Genomic DNA, 18,376 nt, shown 5'->3' with positions numbered 1-18,376 from the left:
CGCCCGGCGCTCCGGCCCCGGGTGAACGGGCCCGGGCGGGGGCACGCCGGGTGCCGGCGATTAATCGGTGGCGCCCGGTCACGCCGTGCGGCAGCCTGCCCGGATGGAACAGACGAACGGTCGAACGGTCACCGTCCACCTCACCCACCGAGGGGAACAGCTCGGGCGGCTCGGACCGTTCGAGGTCGACGGCGTCCGCTGGCCGATGGTCGGCAGCACCGTCGCCCGGCTGGAGGAGCACCTCGGCGCGCCCGTCGCCGTACTGCGCCTGGTCGGCGTCACCGGCGGCGAGGGCGGCCGGGGCGGGCACACCACCTACCACGCGGAGGCCCTGGAGCGACCGGTCCGCGGCCTCCCCGGGGCCGCCGACGAGGACGACGTGGCGCTGCTCGGCCCCGCCGCCGGCCGGGCCGACTGGGCCACCGCCGAAGGACTGCGGGCCGGCCTCGCCTGGGCCGACCAGGCCCTGCGGGCCACCGGCCGCCGGCCCGCCGGGCCGGCCGAACAGATCCGCACCTGGAACCTCTCCGGGCTGTTCCGGCTGCCCACCGGGAACGGCGCCGCCTGGCTGAAGACCACCAACCCCGCCTTCAACGCCTGCGAGGCGAGCGTCGTCCGACTGCTGCACGCCGTCGACCCCGGCCTCGTCCCCGAGGTGATCGCCGCCGACCGGGACCGCCGCCGCCTGCTGCTCGCCGAAGTACCCGGCGAGGACTGCTGGGGCCCCTCGGCCGAGACCGTCGCGGACGTCGTGCCGCGCCTGGTCGCCGCCCAGGCCGCGCTCGCCCGCAGCGGCGCCGCCGCCGCGGCCGGCCTGCCCGACCGCACCCTCGGCCACCTCCCGGCCCGGCTGCGCCGGGTCCTGGACGGCGAGGCCGCCCGCGACCTCGCACCGGCTGAGCTCACCGCCGCCCGGCACCTGCTCGACCGGCTGCCCGCACTGATCGCCGAACTGGACTCCTGCGGCCTGCCCGACACCCTCGTGCACGGCGACTTCCACCCCGGCAACTGGCGCTCCGACGGCCGGCACACCGTCGTCCTCGACTTCGCCGACAGCTGCTACGGCCACCCCGCCCTGGACGGGCTGCGCCCGCGCGCCTTCGTCTCCGAGGAGCGCTGGACGCAGGTGGCGGACGTCTGGGCGCGCGCCTGGGCCGCCCACGCCCCCGGCTCGGACCCGGTCCGCGCCCTCACCCTGGCCGAGCCCCTCGCGCACCTGTTGTACGCGGTCCGCTACCAGGAGTTCCTGGACAACATCGAGACCACCGAGCGCCCCTACCATGAAGGCGATCCGGCCTCCGAGATCCGCGCGGCGCTGGCCTGCGGCTGAGCCCCGGAACCCGCACCACCGCGATCGAGAGGCACCACCAATGCCGTCCGCCCGGCCGTCCCTGCTGTACGTCTCCGACCCCGCCTACCCGGCCAACGGCCGCAGCTACGGGGACGAGGACATCCGCCTCACCGCCCGCCTGCGCGAGTACTTCGACCTCGCGCTCTGCCACCCGGTGGACGCCCGCGTCCTGATGGGGCGCTTCGACGCGGTGGTGATCCGCAACAGCGGCCCGGTGCTGCACTACCAGGAGGAGTACGAGGCCTTCCGGCGGGCCGCGCTCGCCGCGGGCGTCCGGGTCCACAACCCGCTGACGGGCCGCGGCGACATGGCCGGCAAGCAGTACCTGCTGGACCTCAGCCGGGCCGGCCACCCCGTGATCCCCACCGCCGACGGTGACCTCGGCCCCGCCGCAGCCCTGGCCGCACTCCCGGCCGCCGACCGGTACGTGGTCAAGCCCCGCCTCGGCGCCGACTCGCTCGGCCTGCGCGTGGTGGACGCCGCCGGGCTCGCCGCCGACCCGCTGGCGGGCTGCCTCGTCCAGCCGTACATAGCCCTGCGCCACGAGGTGTCCTTCTACTACGTGGACCGTGAGTTCCTGTACGCCCTGTACGCCCCGGACCCGGCGCGCCGCTGGGAGCTGGAGCCCTGGGCGGCCACCGAGGAGGACCTCGCCTTCGCCGGCCGGTTCATCGACTGGAACACCCTGCCCTTCGGCATCCAGCGCGTCGACGCCTGCCGGACGGAGGACGGCGGGCTGCTCCTGGTCGAGCTGGAGGACCTCAACCCGTACCTCTCGCTCGACCTCGTCGACGCGGACACCCGCGAGGCCTTCGCGCAGGCCTTCCGGAGGTCGGTGGAGGCGCTGCTGCGGGCCGGCTGACCCGGTTCGCCGCCCCACCGGCCGGCCTCGGCAGGGTCGTCAACTCGCCCTTCCGGAGGGACAGGTGCCCGACGGGGTGGCGTGGGCCACCGCAAGGCCGACGGGCCGACGGGCCGACGGGCGATCAGGTGGTGGCCGTGGTGCCACCCGGGACGGCCGTCCTCCTCCGCCCGGCGCGGGCGTGTCGCCGCGACTTCGACGAGCATGGGTGGCAGGCGGGGGAGGCCGAGGTGGAGGTGGCGATGAGGGTCGTGTTCGTGCACGGGGCGTGCGTGCGGGACGGATCGTGGTGGTGGCACCGCACCGCCGAGCTGCTGCGGCAGCGAGGGGTGCCGAGCTCGGCCCCGGCGCTGCCGAGCTGCGGCGAGACGGGCCTGCCCGCGGGCGCCGCCGGTCCGGGGCTCGCCGAGGATGTCGCGGCGGTGCGGCAGGCGCTGCTGGACGGCGCCGGGCCCACCGTCGTGGTCGCCCACAGCTACGGCGGCGTCGTCACCGCGGAAGCCGCCGCAGGCATCGGGTCGGTACGCCACCTGGTGCTGGTCTCCAGCTACCTGCCCGAGGTCGGGCAGAGCCTCTCGGACTTCGGGGACGGCGGCCCGGCCGCGTTCCTGGACGTCGACCCCGACGCCGGTACCTTCGGGGTGCGCCCCGAACTGCTCGTGGACACGTTTCTGCAGGACTGCGACCCCGAGGACCAGGTGCGGGCCGCGGACCACCTCGCCCCGCAGAGCCTGCGGGTGACCGGGCAGCCGGTCGGGGCGGCCGCCTGGCACCAGGTGCCCTCGACGTACCTCGTCTGCACCCAGGACCGGGGCACCCCGCCGCGCCTGCAGCGCGAGTTCGCCCGCCGGGCCGGCGCCGTCGTCGAACTCGACGCCGGCCACCACCCGTTCCTCTCCCGGCCGGCCGTGGTTCGGGATCTGCTGCTGAGCCTCTGACGGTGGCCGGGAGGGCGTGGCCGCGGAGGGCGTGCCCGCGGGGGGCGTGGCCGCGGGCCGACAGTCACTCGGCGCCGATGTGACGGGTGCTCGTCCGGCGCAGGTGAACGTCGATCAGGGCGGTGGTGGCGTCCGGCTGTTCGATCTGCGGGAGGTGGCCGGCCTCGGGGATGACCTGGAGAGCGCCGTCGGCGAAGGCGTCCGCGTACGCCGCGCCGTAGGCGGGGGTGACGATGCGGTCGCTCTCCCCCCAGAGCAGCAGGGCCGGCACCTGCACGCGTCCGAGTCGGCCCAGGAGCTCCGGGTCGTGCATGTAGGGGTCGCCCGCGAGGGTTCGCATGGTGGCCATGTTGGCCTGTCGGCGGGCGAGTTCGGCGGAGGGCAGACCGGCAGGGTCGACGAAGTAGCGGTCGGGGTCGTGCCAGGAGTGTTCCGCCGCGCCACGCGCGTCGAGGGCGAAGAAGTCGGTGATCGGTTCCGCTTCGACGTTCACGCCGACGGCGTCGATCAGGACGAGGCCGGTGATGATTCCCGCGGTGTCGCGTACGGCCATCTCGGCGGCGATCCAGCCGCCCAGCGAGGAACCGACGACCAGGACGTCGTCCAGGTCCCGGTCGTGCAGGTGACGGAGGTAGCTGAGGGCGAGGCCGTCGATGCCGGTGAGCCAGTCGGGGCGGTGGGTGCCGTCCCAACCGGGGTGCACGGGCGTGATGGTGTGGGCGCTGCGGGAGAGGTGCCCGGCGAGGCCGGCGACCGTGGCCGGGCCCCCGCCGCCGTGCAGGATCAGGACCGGCCGGCCTGCTCCGGCTTCGGACAGGGTGAGGGGCAGGTCGGAGTACACGGCTGAGGTGTGGTCTGGAAGCATGCCTGCAGAGTAACTAAATATCTTTATATAAGCTAGCTTAGTCGAGTCGTAGACTGGGCCCATGAATGGTGAGCTGCAAGAACTCGGCAGGGCGGTCAAGCAGGCGCAGTACCGGCAGCACCGGGCGCTCGACAGCGCGCTCGCGACGGTCGGCACCACGCTGGCCCAGTGGGACGCCCTCCGGGCGATCGGCCGCGCACCCGGGGCGTCGGCCCGCGAGCTGGCCGCCGCGACGTTCCAGAGCGAGCAGGCCTTCGGGGCGCTCGTCGGCCGTCTGACGGCCCAGGGCGCGGTCGAACGGCGCCCGGGACACGGTCGGCGCATCGAACACCACCTCACCGCAGCCGGAGAACGGACCCTGGCGGCCGCCGACAAGATCGCCGACGAGGTTCTCGCCACCTGCTTCTCCGCCCTGCCCGCAGCGGATCGCGCGACCCTGCTCGACCTGCTCCGGCGCCTCAACACGCAGGAAGCGGAATAGTCGGGCCGGGTTCCCCCACCGGGTCGTTCGCGCTCCCCGGCAGGGGGAGGCCCTTCGAGGCCCTTCCTCGTCGTCTGCCGCTCCTCCCCTCCCGCGGCGGGCCGCCCTCAACCCCTGACGGCCTCCGCGATCTGCCGGGCGGCCTGGGCCGGCGTGAGGTGCGTGGTGTCGACGACCTCGGCCTCCGCGAGCAGCCAGGTGCGGGCCGCCTCGGCGTAGGGGTCGAGGTACTTCAGACGGAACGGGGACGGGCCCGTCAGAGCGTCCCCCAAGATCCGCCCGCGGAGGGTGTCCTGGTCGGCGTGGAGGACGAAGTGACGTACCGGTACGGCATGGTGGGCGAAGCCCGCGCTGATCTCCCGCCAGTACTGTTCGACCAGGACCGTCATGGGCACCACCAGGATGCCGCCGGTGTAGTCGAGTACGCGGCGGGCGGTCTCGACCACGAGCTGCCGCCACGGCGGCCAGTGCTGGAAGTTGTCCGTCTCGGGCAGCCCCGGCGTGATGTCCATGAGTGTCTCGCCGACCTTCTCGGCGTCGAACACCCGTGAATCCGGGATCAACCGCTGCACGAGTGGACTCGTCGTCGTCTTGCCTGCGCCATGGGTGCCGTTGAGCCATACGATCACCTGCCCGACCTTAGCGTCGTGGACCGTAGGCCGGGCCGGTCACGTCACACAGAACGGGCACGGTGCAGGACCGGTGGCGCCGGGGGCCGCCCGGGCGGCCCGGCGGCGGGTTCCGGGGCTGTCGGTCGGGTGCGATAGTTTGTGGTCGCCCCGGGGGAGGCCGCCCGGGAAATCGGATGCCCGGGCCAGGGCTCCTGTGCTTGCCTGTGTCCTGCCGAACGCAGGCAGCGGACCAGTCGCTTCCATCATCTTGACGACGCAGCAGCAGGAGTATGTCATCAACACCGTGATACGCAGGACCGTCCGCACCACCCTGGCCGCCGCCACCTGCAGCACCGTCCTCGCCGCCGGGCTCGCCGCCTGCGGCACCGTCCAGCAGCTGTCCGCCGCACAGAAGGTCTCCGACGCCTTCAGGAAGCTGGGCGACGGCAAGTCCTTCTCGGCCAAGCTCTCGGTGGACGCCACCGCGGCCCAGATCGAGGCCTTCGGCGCCGCCACCGGCGACAAGATCGGCGCCGACAGCGCCGCCGCGCTGTCCACCGTGAGCCTGGCCGTCTCCTTGAGCGCGGACAAGCCGCTCAAGGACCTGCGGTCGCCGAAGGGCGCGGACGGCAAGCCCGCCGACCCCGACGCGCTGCTGGGGGACAAGGCGCTCTCGTTCTCGTACGCGCTCACCGGCAAGGGCGGCAAGTCGCTGCTGGAACTCCGTCAGGTCGGTGGCAGGACGTTCGCCCAGGCCGACCTCGCCGGGTTCGCCACCCTGGTCGGCGAGGACCCGTCCGAGGTCCGGGAGATGACGGCGGACCTGCCCGCGTCGGTGCGCGGGGCGCTGGCCGGCAAGTGGGTCTCGCTGGACGCCGGGACGCTGCAGGACTTCGGCAAGTCGCTGCGCGGCGGCCGGGGCGCCGCCGGAGGCAAGGCCGGTGCCACGCCGTCCGCGCCGCCCACCCTGTCCCCCGGGACGCAGGAGAACCTCCTCAAGTCCCTGAAGGACGTCTTCAGCCGCGACGTCTCCTTCGAGGACAAGGGCAAGCAGGACGGCAAGGACCGCGTGACGGTCAGCGTCCCGTCCCGCAGGCTCGCCGAGGACCTGCTGGAGGCCTTCCGGCCGCTGGTCGAGGAGATCCCGAGCCTGGGCAAGCTGCCGACGACCCTCCCGAGCGACGTGCCGAACCGCAAGCTGGCGATGGATGTGCTCCTCGACCACGGGTCGCTGTCCTCCGTCACCTTCGACCTGGCCCAGCTGGACGAGGAGATCGCCCCGGGCACCAGCCTGCCGATCAAGATCGCGTTCGGCAAGGACGCCCCGGCGGTTCAGGCGCCTGCGGGTGCCACCGAGATCACCAAGGCCGACCTCGACAGCCTGTTCGGTGAGATCTCCGGCGCCGGCCGGGGCGGCCTGGGCGGCCCGGCCGAGCCGCTGACCGACGCCCAGGTCAAGGAGCTGACCCAGGGCGGCGGGCTGACCGAGCAGCAGGTCCGGACGTACAGCAAGCTGGGCCTCAGCTTCGAGGACATCAAGGAGCTGGCGGTCGCCCGCGCCTGACCCGGTACCGGCACCCGGCCGAGGCCGCCGGTCCCGGCCCCGGCCCCGGTCCCGGAACCGGCCGTGCCCGGCGCCCGAGTACGGCCGGTTCCCGACGGCGCCCGGCCCCGCCGATCACGGCGGGGCCGGGCGCGGTGCTGTTCCCCCGTCCGTTCCGGCGGTGGCTCAGAGCGCCGGGGCGATCACCCGCCCGTCCAGCGCGGACCGGACGGTGATCGCCTCCACCGGGCACATCTCGGCGGCCTCGGTCAGCTGCTCCCCGGGCGCGCTGACCGGATGCCGTGCCCGGGCCCGGCCGTCCTCCCCGAGGGCGAGATCGTCCGGCGCGGTGGCCGCGCAGAGGCCGGTGCCGACGCAGCGGGCCCGGTCGACCCGCACCACGACATCGCCGGCCGTCCCGCTGGCGCCCGCCGCCCCGCCTGTCCCGTCCGACCCCGTACCGCCGGTGCCGTCCGGTCCGCCCGTCACCAGGCCACCTGGAGAGCCAGCGGACTGCGGGTCAGCAGGCCCTCGCGCCAGACGATCGCCTCCTGCGGGCCGGCCGCCCGCAGGCCCGGGAGCCGGCGGGCCAGCCGGTGCAGGGCGAGTTCCAGCTCCATCCTGGCCAGCCAGGCGCCCAGGCAGTGGTGCGGGCCGGCGCCGAAGGTGAGACTGGGGGAGCCGAGCGGCGCGAACAGGTCCTCGGCCAGGGTGCGCGGGAAGACCGCCGGGTCGTGGTTGGCCGAGGCGGCGTCGGCCGCCACCACGGCGCCGGCCGGAATGGTCACACCGCCGATCTCCACGTCCTCGGTGGCCCGGCGCAGCAGCCCCGGCAGCGCCTCGGTGTCCCCGAGCGGGATCGCGCGCAGCAGCTGCTCGGTGGCCGCGGCCGCGCTCTCCTCGTCGGCGGCGAGCCGCTGCCAGGCGGCCCGGCCGTCGCCGAGCAGGTACACCATGGCGTTGCCGAGCGTCGTCATGGTGGTCTCGTGGCCGGCCACCACCAGCCCGACGACCAGCGACACCAGTTGCCGCTCGCCGACCCCGCCGCTCTCCCGTGCCGCGGCGAGCAGGCCGCTCACCAGGTCATCGCCGGGGGCGGCGCGCCGCTCGGCGATCAGCTCGGCGGCGAACTGCGCGAACTCGCCCATGGCGGCCGCGATCGCCTCGGCCGGGTGGGCGGTGGCGGACAGCGCGTGGTCGCTCCAGTGGCCGAGCCGCTTCAGGTCCAGCCCGTCCAGGCCCATCAGACGGCTGATCACGGCCACCGGGAGCGGCCTGGTGTACGCGGCGACGATGTCGGCGGGGGAGCCCTGGTCGATCAGCTCGTCCAGCAGGCCGTCGACCACCGAGGCGACCCAGGGCCGCCACCGCGCGATGGCCCGCGGGGTGAAGGCGCGCTGGACGGTCCGGCGCAGCCGCTGGTGCTCGGCGCCGTCGAGGTTCAGCAGCCCGTCCGGGTCGTCCAGGATGTTGGGGACCACGGACACCGGCGGCGCGTCGGGGGCGTACAGCGAGGCACGGTTCAGGCGGGGGTCGGTGAACACCTGGCGGACGTCGGCGTGCCGGCTGACCAGCCAGACCGGGGTCCCGGTGGGCAGGGCGGCCAGGCGCGGCGGCCCTGGCTCGGCGTGGCGCAGGCAGTGCAGCGGGACGAGCGGCGGTGCGGACTCGGCCGGGCGCTGTTCGACGGACATCCATCCTCCTGGCGGTCGACCGCGGGGTGCGGTCTGCGAAGTCGGCGAGGTCTGCGAGGTCTGCTGGCTCTGGCGGGTGTTCGGGGGTGCTCCGGTGCCGGGGCTGCGGGGGAACGGGTGGGGCACCGTCGCCGGGCGGGGGTTTCGGGGGGTCCGTGACCCGGGTACGGCGATGGGGTGCACGAGGCGGTCGCTGCGTACGACGGTATGTGTGTCGCCCGCCCCCGGACAGCGGCAGATCCGGCCATCGACGGGCGGATCCCGCCGAGTTCGCCGGCCGCGCGGACTGGCGGCGCCCCTGGTGTCCCCGGTCCCTCGGTCCCGCCGCGGCCGCCGACCGGCCGCGCTCGGCGGGGCGGCCGCCGGCCGGGGCTAGGCTTCGTGGGCAAGCGGAATTCGCAGTCCGGCGCAGTGCCGCGCCGGCCGACGGAGGTGGGAACCGGATGTCCCAGCAGGTGAAGGCAGTGATCGCGCGCGCCAAGGGTGCGCCCGTGGAGGTGACGACGATCGTCGTGCCCGACCCGGGGCCGGGCGAGGCGGTGGTCAAGGTGCAGGCGTGCGGGGTGTGCCACACCGACCTGCACTACCGCGAGGGCGGCATCAACGACGAGTTCCCCTTCCTGCTCGGCCACGAGGCCGCCGGCGTGGTGGAGTCGGTGGGCGAGGGCGTCACCGAGGTCGCCCCGGGCGACTTCGTGGTGCTCAACTGGCGTGCGGTCTGCGGGCAGTGCCGGTCCTGTCGGCGCGGGCGGCCGCAGTACTGCTTCGCCACCCACAACGCCAAGCAGAAGATGACCCTGCTGGACGGCACCGAGCTGTCGCCCGCCCTGGGCATCGGCGCCTTCGCCGAGAAGACCCTGGTCGCGGCCGGGCAGTGCACCAAGGTCGACCCGGCGGCCTCGCCGGCCGTGGCCGGACTGCTGGGCTGCGGGGTGATGGCGGGCCTGGGCGCGGCGATCAACACCGGTGGCGTGGGCCGCGGCGACTCGGTCGCGGTGATCGGCTGCGGCGGCGTCGGCGGCGCCGCGGTGATGGGCTCCCGGCTGGCCGGTGCGGCGAAGATCATCGCGGTGGACATCGACGACCGCAAGCTGGAGACGGCCCGTCGGCTCGGCGCCACCCACACCGTGAACTCCCGCACCACCGACCCGGTGGAGGCGATCCGCGAGCTGACCGACGGCAACGGCGCCGACGTGGTGGTCGAGGCGGTCGGCCGTCCGGAGACCTACAAGCAGGCGTTCTACGCCCGCGACCTGGCCGGCACCGTCGTCCTGGTGGGCGTCCCCACGCCGGAGATGACGCTGGAACTCCCCCTGCTGGACGTCTTCGGGCGTGGCGGCGCGCTGAAGTCCTCCTGGTACGGCGACTGCCTTCCCTCGCGGGACTTCCCGCTGCTGATCGACCTCCACCTGCAGGGGCGCCTGGACCTGGACGCCTTCGTCACCGAGACCATCGAACTCGACGCGGTGGAGCAGGCCTTCGAGCGCATGCACCACGGCGACGTGCTCCGTTCGGTGGTGATCCTGTGAGCGCCGCCCGGATCGAGCACCTGGTCACCTCCGGCACCTTCGAGCTGGACGGCGGCAGCTGGGAGGTGGACAACAACGTCTGGATCGTCGGGGACGACACCGAGGCGGTGGTGATCGACGCCGCCCACGACGCCGACGCCATCGCCGGCGCGCTCGGCGACCGCCGGCTGGTCGCCATCGTCAGCACCCACGCCCACAACGACCACATCGACGCGGCCCCGGCCCTGGCCGCCCGTACGGGTGCGCCGGTCCTGCTGCACCCCGACGACCTGCCGCTGTGGAAGCTCACCCACCCCGAGCGGCTCCCCGACGGCGAACTCGCCGACGGCCAGGCGATCGAGGTGGCCGGCACCACCCTGACCGTCCTGCACACACCCGGCCACGCTCCGGGCGCCGTCTGCCTGTACGCACCGGAGCTGGGCACCGTCTTCACCGGCGACACCCTGTTCCACGGCGGACCGGGCGCCACCGGGCGCTCGTTCTCGCACTTCCCGACCATCATCGACTCGATCCGCGAACGGCTGCTCACCCTGCCGCCGGAGACGGTGGTCCGCACCGGCCACGGCGACTCCACCTCGGTCGGAGCGGAGGCACCGAGCCTGGCCGACTGGATCGCGCGCGGCCACTGAGCCCGGCCGGGGCGCACGGCCCGACGGCGTCCCGCGGAGTCGCTTGCGGTGGACCGGTGCTCGGCACCGGTCCACCGCAAGGGCCGTCCCGTGGGCCCGCCGAGGCGTCAAGTAGGCTCGCAGTCATGACTGTTGCTCCGCAGCTCAAGCTGGAGGTCGACGGCCTGGCCGCGACCGTGGACGACCTCGCGTACCTCGCCCTCGGCGGGTACGGGCACTTCACCGCGATGCAGGTGCGCGGCGGCCGTACGCCCGGCCTCGACTTCCACCTGGCCCGACTCGACGCCGCCACCCGGGAGTTCTACGGCGAGCCCCTGGACGGGGAACGGGTCCGCGAACTGGTCCGGCACGCGCTCGCCCCGGCCGCCGACGGCGCCGCCGGACGCCGGGACGCCTCCGTGCGCGTCCACGTGTTCCGTCCCGAGGACGCCCCGGGCGCGCCCGTCCGGGTGCTGGTCTCCGTCCGGCCGCCGGGCGAGGCTCCCGCCGAGGTCATGAGCCTGCGCGCGGTGGACTATCAACGGCCCGTCGCGCACGTCAAACACAGTGGGGGCTTCGCCCAGACCTACTACCGCCAGGTCGCGGCGGGCGAGGGTTACGACGAGGCGCTGTTGGTGGGGCAGGGCGGTGTGATCGCCGAGGGTGCGATCACCAACGTCGGTTTCGTCGAGGGCGACACCGTGGTCTGGCCGGACGCGCCCGTGCTCCAGGGCATCGCGATGCAGGTGCTGGTACGCGAACTGGCCGCCGCCGGGGTGGAGTCCAAGCGGCGCCCGGTCTTCCTCAGCGACGTGGCCTCGTTCGACGGTGCCTTTCTCACCAACTCGCGCGGCTTCGCGGCGGTCGGCCGGATCGACACCGTCGACCTGCCGCTGGACGCACCGCTGCTGGCGACCGCGCGGCGGCTGCACCGCGAGGCGCCCTGGGACGAGATCTGACGGGCGCGCCCGGTCGGGGGAGTGGCCGGCCGGTGCTGCCGCCACTGCTGGGAACACGGTGCACTCCTCGGGGACACAGGGGAAGGGATCGCGTGCTGCGCCGCGTGATCCCGCCCTGGTGGGACAAGCATGGGACAGCACGCGCCAGGCTTGGCCGATCCGGCCTGCTACCTGGTTGGCACGGCGAGACAGTAGACGCGAAGTCCGGCCGCACCAAACCACCTCCGAGCAGCCCGCGATGCTCCTTCGCCGTCCGTTGGGTACGGCTGCCGATCGCGGTTACCTTCCCCTGCATCCCCGCTGCCGGAGGCGGCTGCAGCGCGCTGCCCGGAGCTGGGCCATCCTGTCCCAGAGAGGCCTCATGAGCAGCTTCACCCTCCACCGAGGCGACGCCCTCACCGTCCTGAAGTCCCTCCCCGACGAGTCCGTCAACGCGGTCATCACCGACCCGCCGTACAACTCCGGCGGGCGGACCAACTGCGAACGCACGAGCCGCGACGCCCGCGCCAAGTACGTGACGTCCAACTCCGCCCACGACCTGAGGCCTTCCCGGGCGAGAACCGAGATCAGCGCTCGTACCGCTCCTGGCTCACCGAACTTCTCACGGAGGCGTACCGGGTGAGCGCCGAGCATTCGGTCGCGATGGCCTTCTCGGACTGGCGGCAGGAGCCCACCACCAGCGACGCGCTCGGTCGTGGCCAAGGTGTCCACCACCGAGCACCGTCCAGGGCCGGGCAACGCGCGAGGGAGGCGCGCCCTTCGTGGGGGGCGAGCCTTGTCGGTCCCGATGGAGCGGACCGGGGCGTGGCCCTTGCGGCAATGGTTGCAACGAGGCCCACATACCCGTGACCGCTCATGGAGCGCTCGCGTCCGCGTCGGCACCCACGTTGGATGCAGCCGTTGTGCTCAACCACTCACCTCATGCTCAACCACTCGCCTCCCTGATGGCTCTCCCCCTGGGAATCTCGACGAGTGCTAAATCGAATTAGCCAATCATGGGGCCCGTCGTTCTAGGTAACGAATCGGCAAATAGTCCAGTCATGACACTTGTATTAGCAAGGCGGGCGCCGCCAGCATCTGCGCTCATGGAGATTCGATTTAGCACGCTGGAAACGCTGGGGGAACCTCATGCGTAGACACTCGGCCGCACCGAGCCACGTCGTCCTTCGCCTGCTGCTCACACTGCTGTTCTGTCTGCCGGTGAGCTCGGCACTGACCACCCATCAGGCAGTCGCCGCCACCACCGACCTCGTCAATCCGGGGTTCGAGACGGGCAACCTGAACGGCTGGACGCCCTCGGGCACCGCGTTCCAGGGCGCGGTCACCTCCGACGCCGGCTGGGGGTGGGGCTGCTGCTTCAACCAGCAGGGCACCTACCACCTGTGGGGCTTCAAGAGCGGTGGTGACGCGGCGGTCGGCACTCTGACCTCCGACGCCTTCACGCTGTCGGGCACGGGCATGGTGAGCCTGCTGGTGTCCGGCGGCCAGGACCTGAACAACCTGTACGTGGCACTGGTCGCTGCCGACGGGACGGTGGTGCAGAAGGCCACCGGCACCAACGACGAGGCGTACCGCCGTGTGACGTGGGACGCCCGCGACCGCGTCGGGCAGCAGCTGCGGATCAAGGTCGTGGACCAGGCCACCGGCGGCTGGGGTCACATCAACCTCGACGACGTCCGCACCGGACTCGACCAGCCGCCCGGCGCCCCCAGCACCGCTCCCGTCGCCTACTGGAACTTCGCCGAGCACCAGGGGACCAGCACGGTCGAAGGGATCAGCCACCAGGCCGATCCGATCAGCTACGTGTTCAACCACGCGGTGTACAAGCCGAACAGTGACCCCCTGTGGCAGCCCACCGCCGCCGGCGACGGCGACCTGTCCGGCGCCCTGAAGTTCGACGGCTACTCCACCTGGGTCACCCGCAGCGCCTCGTCCGTACCCCTGACGCCCGACGGTCTGACCATCGACACCTGGGTAGCCCCGCAGGCCTTCGAGTGGGGTGATGGCGGCAAGGTCTCGGCGATCGTCAACCAGCAGGACGCCGGCGCGCACCTCGGCTTCTCCCTGGGCGTCGGACGCCACGGAGTGTGGACCTTCGGCGTCGGCACCGGAGACGCCTGGCGGGAGGTCACCGCCCCGAAGTCCGCCGCACTCACCGCCGGAGACTGGGCGCACCTGGTCGCCACGTTCGACCCGGCGCACGGCAACATGCGCCTGTACCTCAACGGCACCCAGGTGGCGCAGAGCGCCATCCCCACGGGCGTGACCCTGCACCCCGCACCGGTGCCGCTCCTGATCGGGCGCCACAACCAGCCGGAGATCATCAACGGCACGTTCGCGGTGAACATGTTCAGCGGCCTCATCGACGAGGTGAAGCTCTACAACCGGCCGCTCGACGCTGCCGAGGTGACGACCGGCCACGGCACCGTACTGTCGACGTTCGCCCATGGGGTGATCCCTGCCGCGCACATGACGCAGGACCGCTCGCGCTACGACGGTGACAAGTACCGTCCCGGCTACCACTTCACCGCGCCGAACCACTGGATGAACGAACCGCACGCCCCGATCTTCATCAAGGGGCATTACCACCTCTTCTACCAGAACAACGTGCACGGCCCCTACTGGCACAACATCAGCTGGGGCCACGCGGTGAGCACGGACCTCGTGCACTGGCGTGACCTGCCGGTGGCCCTGGCGCCGACCGCCGACAGTGTGGCTCCGGACGGTGTGTGGTCCGGCGGCTCCACGGTCGACAAGGACGGCAACCCGGTGCTGTTCATCACCGCCGGCAACGACTCGCAGCGCCCCAACCAGGCGGTCGGCACCGCGCGGCCGGTCGACCCCACCGACCCCGACCTCGTGCACTGGGCCATGGATCCCCAGCTCGTGACGCAGCAGGACCCCAACGCCAACGTCGGCACCGGCCGCAAGGTCCGCGTCGGAGAGTTCCGCGACCCCACGGTCTGGAAGGAGGGCAACACCTGGTTCGAGCTGGTGGGCTCCGGTGTCCAGACCACAGGAGGCGCCGACGTCGGCGGCACGGCCCTGCTGTACACCTCCACCGACCTGGTGAACTGGACGTACGTCGGCCCGCTGCAGACGGGAGACGTCGGCGCCTACCCGAAGTCGGGCCAGGTGTGGGAGCTGCCCACCTTCCTGCCGATCGGCAAGGACGCCCAGGGCAGGCAGCGCAACGCCCTGATCGTGAACCCCGCGTTCAGTGGTCCGAGCCCCTACAGCAGCAAGAACACCCTCTACTGGGTGGGGACCTGGGACGCGGCGACCCGCACGTGGACGCCTGACAGCACGGTGCCGCGGATGTTCGACTACGGCGAGCACTTCACCGGTCCCAGCGGCATGGTGGACAGCAACGGCAGGTCGCTGCTCTTCAGCATCGCCCAGGACCGTCGCACCGAGCAGGCCCACTACGACGCGGGATGGGCGCACAACGCAGGACTGCCGGTCGAGCTGACCATGCGCCCCGACGGTGACCTCGGCATCCGGCCGGTTGCCGAGACGGCGAACCTGCACGCCGGCGCGCCGCTCCTGGACGTGACCGGCCCGATGGGCATCGCCGCGGTGAACCAGCAACTGGCAGGCATCAAGGGAGACATGCTGCAGGTCCACCTCACCCTCAAGCCCGGCACGGCACAGCGGTTCGGGCTCGACGTCCTGCGCAGCCCCGGCGACGAGGAGCACACCAGGTTCTTCTACGACACCGCGAACGGCGGCACGTTCGGCGTCGACCGCACCAAGACAGGCAGCAACTCCAACGTGGACAGCAACCTCGGAGTGCAGAGCGGGCCGCTCGTCCTCGACGGCGGTCAGGTGACCCTGGACGTCTTCGTCGACCGCTCGATGGTCGAGGCGTACGCGAACTCGTACAAGTCGGTCACCACCCGGGCCTATGACGTCCGCAACGACTCCCTCGGGCTGCAGCTCTGGGGGGACGGCTCGGTCGTCCAGTCCATGACGGTGTGGAAGATGAACAGCATGACCGACTGACCGACTGACCGGCCGGCCAGGTGAGCGGCGCCGCACGGACCCACCGTGCGGCGCCGCTCAGCAGTCTTGCCGCCCGCCGGCGGACGCCTGCCGCGCCGGCTTGACAGAAGCAGCCGTCCCTCCGCATCGTCGCTCTCACGCGGGCCGCCGGAGGGCCATCACACCGAGGTGAAGATTGACCGGACGAAGAGTGACCATGAGCGACGTCGCTCGCAGCGCGGGAGTCTCGCAGACCACCGCGTCCTTCGTGCTGTCCGGCCGTACCGACATGCGGATCTCCGAGGCGGCCCAGGCCAGGGTCAAGGAGGCCGCCAAGACGCTCGGCTACCGGCCGAACGTCACCGCGCGGAGCCTGCGCACCAGGATCACCCGGACGATCGGCTTCGTCTCCGACGCCATCACCACGACCCCCTTCGCAGGCGATGTGATCCGCGGGGCGCTGGAAGTGGCCCGGTCCCACGACTACCTGCTGTTCATCGTCGAGAGCGAGGGATCGGCCAGCACGGAGAGCGCTCTGGTGAACGCCCTCGTGGACCGCCAGGTCGACGCCGTGATCCTGGCCTCCATGTACACCCGGTACATCACGCCGCCGAAGGACCTGCACGGTCAGCGGGTCGTCCTGCTCAACTGCCTGGCCCCCGGGTTCGACGCTCCTTCGGTGATTCCCGACGAGATCGAGGCCGGCCGCGCGGCCGGGCGTCTGCTGACGGCAGCGGGACACCGCAACGGAATCTGGGCCATCGGCGGCCACCAGGCGATTCCCGCCACCCCCGAGGGGATCTTCGCCGGCAACGAGCGCATGCGCGGGCTCCAGGAAGTGCTCAGGGAGGAACGGGTCGTCCTCGACGGGGTCGTGGAATGCGAGTGGAACGCCGAGGACGGGTACCGCCAGACCCGGGCCCTGCTGGACGCCGGCCGGCGGCCGCGGGCACTCGTGTGCTCCACCGACCGGCTCTCCTTCGGCGCCTACCAGGCCATCGCCGAGGCCGGCCTCACGGTCCCCGGCGACATCTCGGTCGTCTCGTTCGACGACCAGGACATCGCGTCGTGGCTGCGTCCCGCGCTGACGACGCTTGCGCTGCCCCACTACGACATGGGCCGCACGGCGATGGAACTCGTGCTCGGTGCAGAGGCACTCGGCAACACGGTCCACCGGATCCCGATGCCCCTGCGGGACAGGGGCTCGGTCGCCGCACCCCGCGGGTGACACACCGACACCGGTGGGCCGGCCCCCGTCCTACGGGGCCTGCCCACCGGTGTCGGCGGGCCGGGCGGATGGCGGGAAGGGCCGGGACCGGGCGTCGGTCGCCGAGCCGGCCGGGCTATCGGCCCGCGCCGACCGCCGCCGGAAAACACGGTGCTCCCCTGCCAGCAGGCAGGGGAGCACCGGCGCGCACTGCGCTGTTCAGCCGACGGGACCAGTGGGTGAGGCGCCGGCCAGGGCCGCGGACTGCTCGGGCCAGTCCTTCCGGCTGCCGGAGGTGAGGTCCCAGGCGTCCACGGTGACGTGCGCCTGGCCGAGCGTCTGGAGCCGCCAAGGCGGGGCGCCGGTCGGGTAGCAGCGCAGGGTCAGGGCTTCACCGGTGGCCAGGAAGATCTCCACGATGGAACCGTCCATGATGATCCGCAGGTCGACGGCACCGTCGCCGGCGCTCTCGGGCCCCAGCGGCAGCCGGTACTGCCCCGGGAGCGCCCGCGGGTCCCGGGAGGCGTGGTCGCGGTCCACGACCAGCTCCCCGGCGACGGGGTCGAGCGTGATGTCGAGGTACTCCGAGCCGTCGCGGGCGGTCACCAGGCGCAGGCCGCCGGGTTCCTGCGCATCGGGTCGCAGGCGTGCGGTCAGATCGAAGGCGGAGCCGACCTCGCCGAGGTCCAGGGCCTGCGGCCCGGCCAACTGCCCGGGGACGTGCACGGTGCGGCGACCGCGGTGCTGCAGGATCTCCCGGGCCGGCTGCTGATGAACCCTGCCGTCCCGGGTGACGACGAGTTCGCGCGGCAGGGTCAGGGTGCCGGCCCACCCGGCCTCGTCGCTCCACGCGGCATCGCGCGCCTCCCACGACCAGCCCCACAGCAGCCAGCGGCCGTCGGGCGCCCGCAGCAGGGCAGGCGCGTAGAAGTCGGGTCCGTGGTCGAGCGGCTGGTGCGCGGTGGGGGTGAACACGCCGGCGTTCTCGGTGCCCACGTACACCCGCACGCTGCGCGGCCCGTCGACTGCGTCCCAGAGGCTGACCACGAGGGCGCCCCGCCCGTCGTAAGCGGCGTACTGGGGGCACTCCCAGCCGGTCCAGCCGCCCGTTCCCGGGGCGTGGCCGTCATCCGCGGCAAGGAACGGACCGCGGTAGTGCCACTGTTCGAGGTCGTCCGACTCGTAGAGGAGCGCTGCGCCCCGGTCGCCCGCGAGGCTGGCGCCGACAAGCATCCGCCACTGGCCGTCCTCGCGCCAGACGTAGGGGTCCCGGTACATGGTGGTGGCGTCCGGAGGCGTCGGTATCAGCAGCTCGGGCCGCTTGTCCCAGGTGAGCCCGCCGTCGTGGGACTCCGCGGAGGTGACCGGCTGCCACCAGCGGTCCTGCCGGTGCGCGGAGTAGAAGGCGACCATGCGCGTTCCGTCGGAGACGGCGTTGCCGGAGTAGCAGCCGTCCGCGTCGTAGCCGCCCGCTGTCGGGGTCAGGGCGATCGGAAGCTGCTCCCAGGTGACGAGGTCGGTGCTGCGGTAGTGCCCCCAGTGGACGCCTGTGTGGGTGGGGGCGTGCGGGTTGTGCTGGAAGAAGACGTGGTAGTGGCCGTCGTGGAAGGCCAGGCCGTTGGGATCGTTGATCCAGTTCTTGGGCGGCCTCACGTGGACGGAGGGGAGATGGTGGTCGGCAGGCGAGGTGGACAAGGGTGTCCTTCGTAGAGGCGGGCGGCGCCGGTGGGCCTCTCGGCGCGAC

15 protein-coding genes and 1 pseudogene are annotated in these 18,376 nt (G+C 72.8%); 11 read left to right on the top strand and 5 right to left on the bottom strand.

The window, feature by feature from the left end; all coding sequences use genetic code 11:
- Positions 1-103: 103 nt before the first annotated feature.
- The 3 genes from J2S46_RS06720 (at position 104) to J2S46_RS06710 (ending at position 3,151) form a co-directional block, all read left to right on the top strand.
- Positions 104-1,330 carry an aminoglycoside phosphotransferase family protein gene (locus J2S46_RS06720; protein ID WP_191294066.1) on the top strand — a complete coding sequence of 409 codons (1,227 nt, stop codon included), beginning with the start codon at positions 104-106 and terminating at the stop codon, positions 1,328-1,330.
- A gap of 40 nt (positions 1,331-1,370) precedes the next feature.
- Entirely contained in the window at positions 1,371-2,213 is an 843-nt protein-coding gene (locus tag J2S46_RS06715; protein ID WP_191294067.1) for an ATP-grasp domain-containing protein, read from the top strand.
- 242 nt (positions 2,214-2,455) lie between these two features.
- Entirely contained in the window at positions 2,456-3,151 is a 696-nt protein-coding gene (locus tag J2S46_RS06710; RefSeq protein WP_191294068.1) for an alpha/beta fold hydrolase, read from the top strand.
- A gap of 64 nt (positions 3,152-3,215) precedes the next feature.
- On the opposite strand, the gene J2S46_RS06705 is transcribed toward J2S46_RS06710, so the two are convergent.
- Entirely contained in the window at positions 3,216-4,016 is an 801-nt protein-coding gene (locus tag J2S46_RS06705) for an alpha/beta fold hydrolase (RefSeq protein WP_191294069.1), read from the bottom strand.
- Between the two features lie 61 nt (positions 4,017-4,077).
- Between J2S46_RS06705 and J2S46_RS06700 the strand changes: the two genes are divergently transcribed.
- Complete coding sequence (locus J2S46_RS06700; protein ID WP_191294070.1) at positions 4,078-4,497, top strand: MarR family winged helix-turn-helix transcriptional regulator; 420 nt, start codon at positions 4,078-4,080, stop codon at positions 4,495-4,497.
- A 107-nt stretch (positions 4,498-4,604) separates the two neighbouring features.
- On the opposite strand, the gene J2S46_RS06695 is transcribed toward J2S46_RS06700, so the two are convergent.
- Positions 4,605-5,126 (bottom strand): AAA family ATPase, encoded by a 522-nt coding sequence (locus J2S46_RS06695; protein ID WP_191294071.1) that lies wholly within the window; start codon positions 5,124-5,126, stop codon positions 4,605-4,607.
- Between the two features lie 250 nt (positions 5,127-5,376).
- Here J2S46_RS06695 and J2S46_RS06690 point away from each other — a divergent pair, with 250 nt between their 5' ends.
- Positions 5,377-6,672 (top strand): hypothetical protein, encoded by a 1,296-nt coding sequence (locus J2S46_RS06690; RefSeq protein ID WP_268255737.1) that lies wholly within the window; start codon positions 5,377-5,379, stop codon positions 6,670-6,672.
- A gap of 165 nt (positions 6,673-6,837) precedes the next feature.
- On the opposite strand, the gene J2S46_RS06685 is transcribed toward J2S46_RS06690, so the two are convergent.
- Positions 6,838-7,140 carry a ferredoxin gene (locus tag J2S46_RS06685; RefSeq protein WP_268255738.1) on the bottom strand — a complete coding sequence of 101 codons (303 nt, stop codon included), beginning with the start codon at positions 7,138-7,140 and terminating at the stop codon, positions 6,838-6,840.
- Positions 7,137-8,345: a cytochrome P450 gene (locus tag J2S46_RS06680; protein WP_191294072.1), complete on the bottom strand. Its 1,209-nt coding sequence runs from the start codon at positions 8,343-8,345 to the stop codon at positions 7,137-7,139. Before J2S46_RS06680 ends, J2S46_RS06685 begins: the two co-directional genes overlap by 4 nt.
- A 443-nt stretch (positions 8,346-8,788) precedes the next feature.
- Between J2S46_RS06680 and J2S46_RS06675 the strand changes: the two genes are divergently transcribed.
- The 6 genes and pseudogenes from J2S46_RS06675 (at position 8,789) to J2S46_RS06650 (ending at position 16,653) form a co-directional block, all read left to right on the top strand.
- Positions 8,789-9,874 carry an S-(hydroxymethyl)mycothiol dehydrogenase gene (locus tag J2S46_RS06675; protein ID WP_190211076.1) on the top strand — a complete coding sequence of 362 codons (1,086 nt, stop codon included), beginning with the start codon at positions 8,789-8,791 and terminating at the stop codon, positions 9,872-9,874.
- Positions 9,871-10,503 (top strand): MBL fold metallo-hydrolase, encoded by a 633-nt coding sequence (locus J2S46_RS06670; protein WP_191294073.1) that lies wholly within the window; start codon positions 9,871-9,873, stop codon positions 10,501-10,503. The genes J2S46_RS06675 and J2S46_RS06670 overlap by 4 nt, the downstream gene beginning before the upstream one ends.
- A gap of 125 nt (positions 10,504-10,628) precedes the next feature.
- Positions 10,629-11,441 carry an aminotransferase class IV gene (locus tag J2S46_RS06665; protein WP_191294074.1) on the top strand — a complete coding sequence of 271 codons (813 nt, stop codon included), beginning with the start codon at positions 10,629-10,631 and terminating at the stop codon, positions 11,439-11,441.
- Positions 11,442-11,802: 361 nt separating this feature from the next.
- A pseudogene (locus J2S46_RS06660) lies at positions 11,803-12,131 on the top strand (site-specific DNA-methyltransferase); the annotation flags it as partial.
- Between the two features lie 438 nt (positions 12,132-12,569).
- A complete protein-coding gene (locus tag J2S46_RS06655; protein WP_191294075.1) occupies positions 12,570-15,446 on the top strand; it encodes a LamG-like jellyroll fold domain-containing protein in 2,877 nt (958 codons plus the stop codon).
- 196 nt (positions 15,447-15,642) lie between these two features.
- Entirely contained in the window at positions 15,643-16,653 is a 1,011-nt protein-coding gene (locus J2S46_RS06650; protein WP_191294076.1) for a LacI family DNA-binding transcriptional regulator, read from the top strand.
- A 198-nt stretch (positions 16,654-16,851) separates the two neighbouring features.
- Here the strand turns inward: J2S46_RS06650 and J2S46_RS06645 are convergent, their stop codons facing one another.
- The gene (locus J2S46_RS06645) at positions 16,852-18,327 is read right to left on the bottom strand and encodes a glycoside hydrolase family 32 protein (protein WP_191294077.1); all 1,476 of its coding nucleotides are present in this window, start codon (positions 18,325-18,327) and stop codon (positions 16,852-16,854) included.
- Between the last annotated feature and the right edge of the window lie 49 nt (positions 18,328-18,376).

It is taken from the genome of Kitasatospora herbaricolor, from assembly GCF_030813695.1.
Taxonomy (GTDB): domain Bacteria; phylum Actinomycetota; class Actinomycetes; order Streptomycetales; family Streptomycetaceae; genus Kitasatospora; species Kitasatospora herbaricolor.
This window is presented reverse-complemented; position numbering and strand designations above follow the sequence as displayed.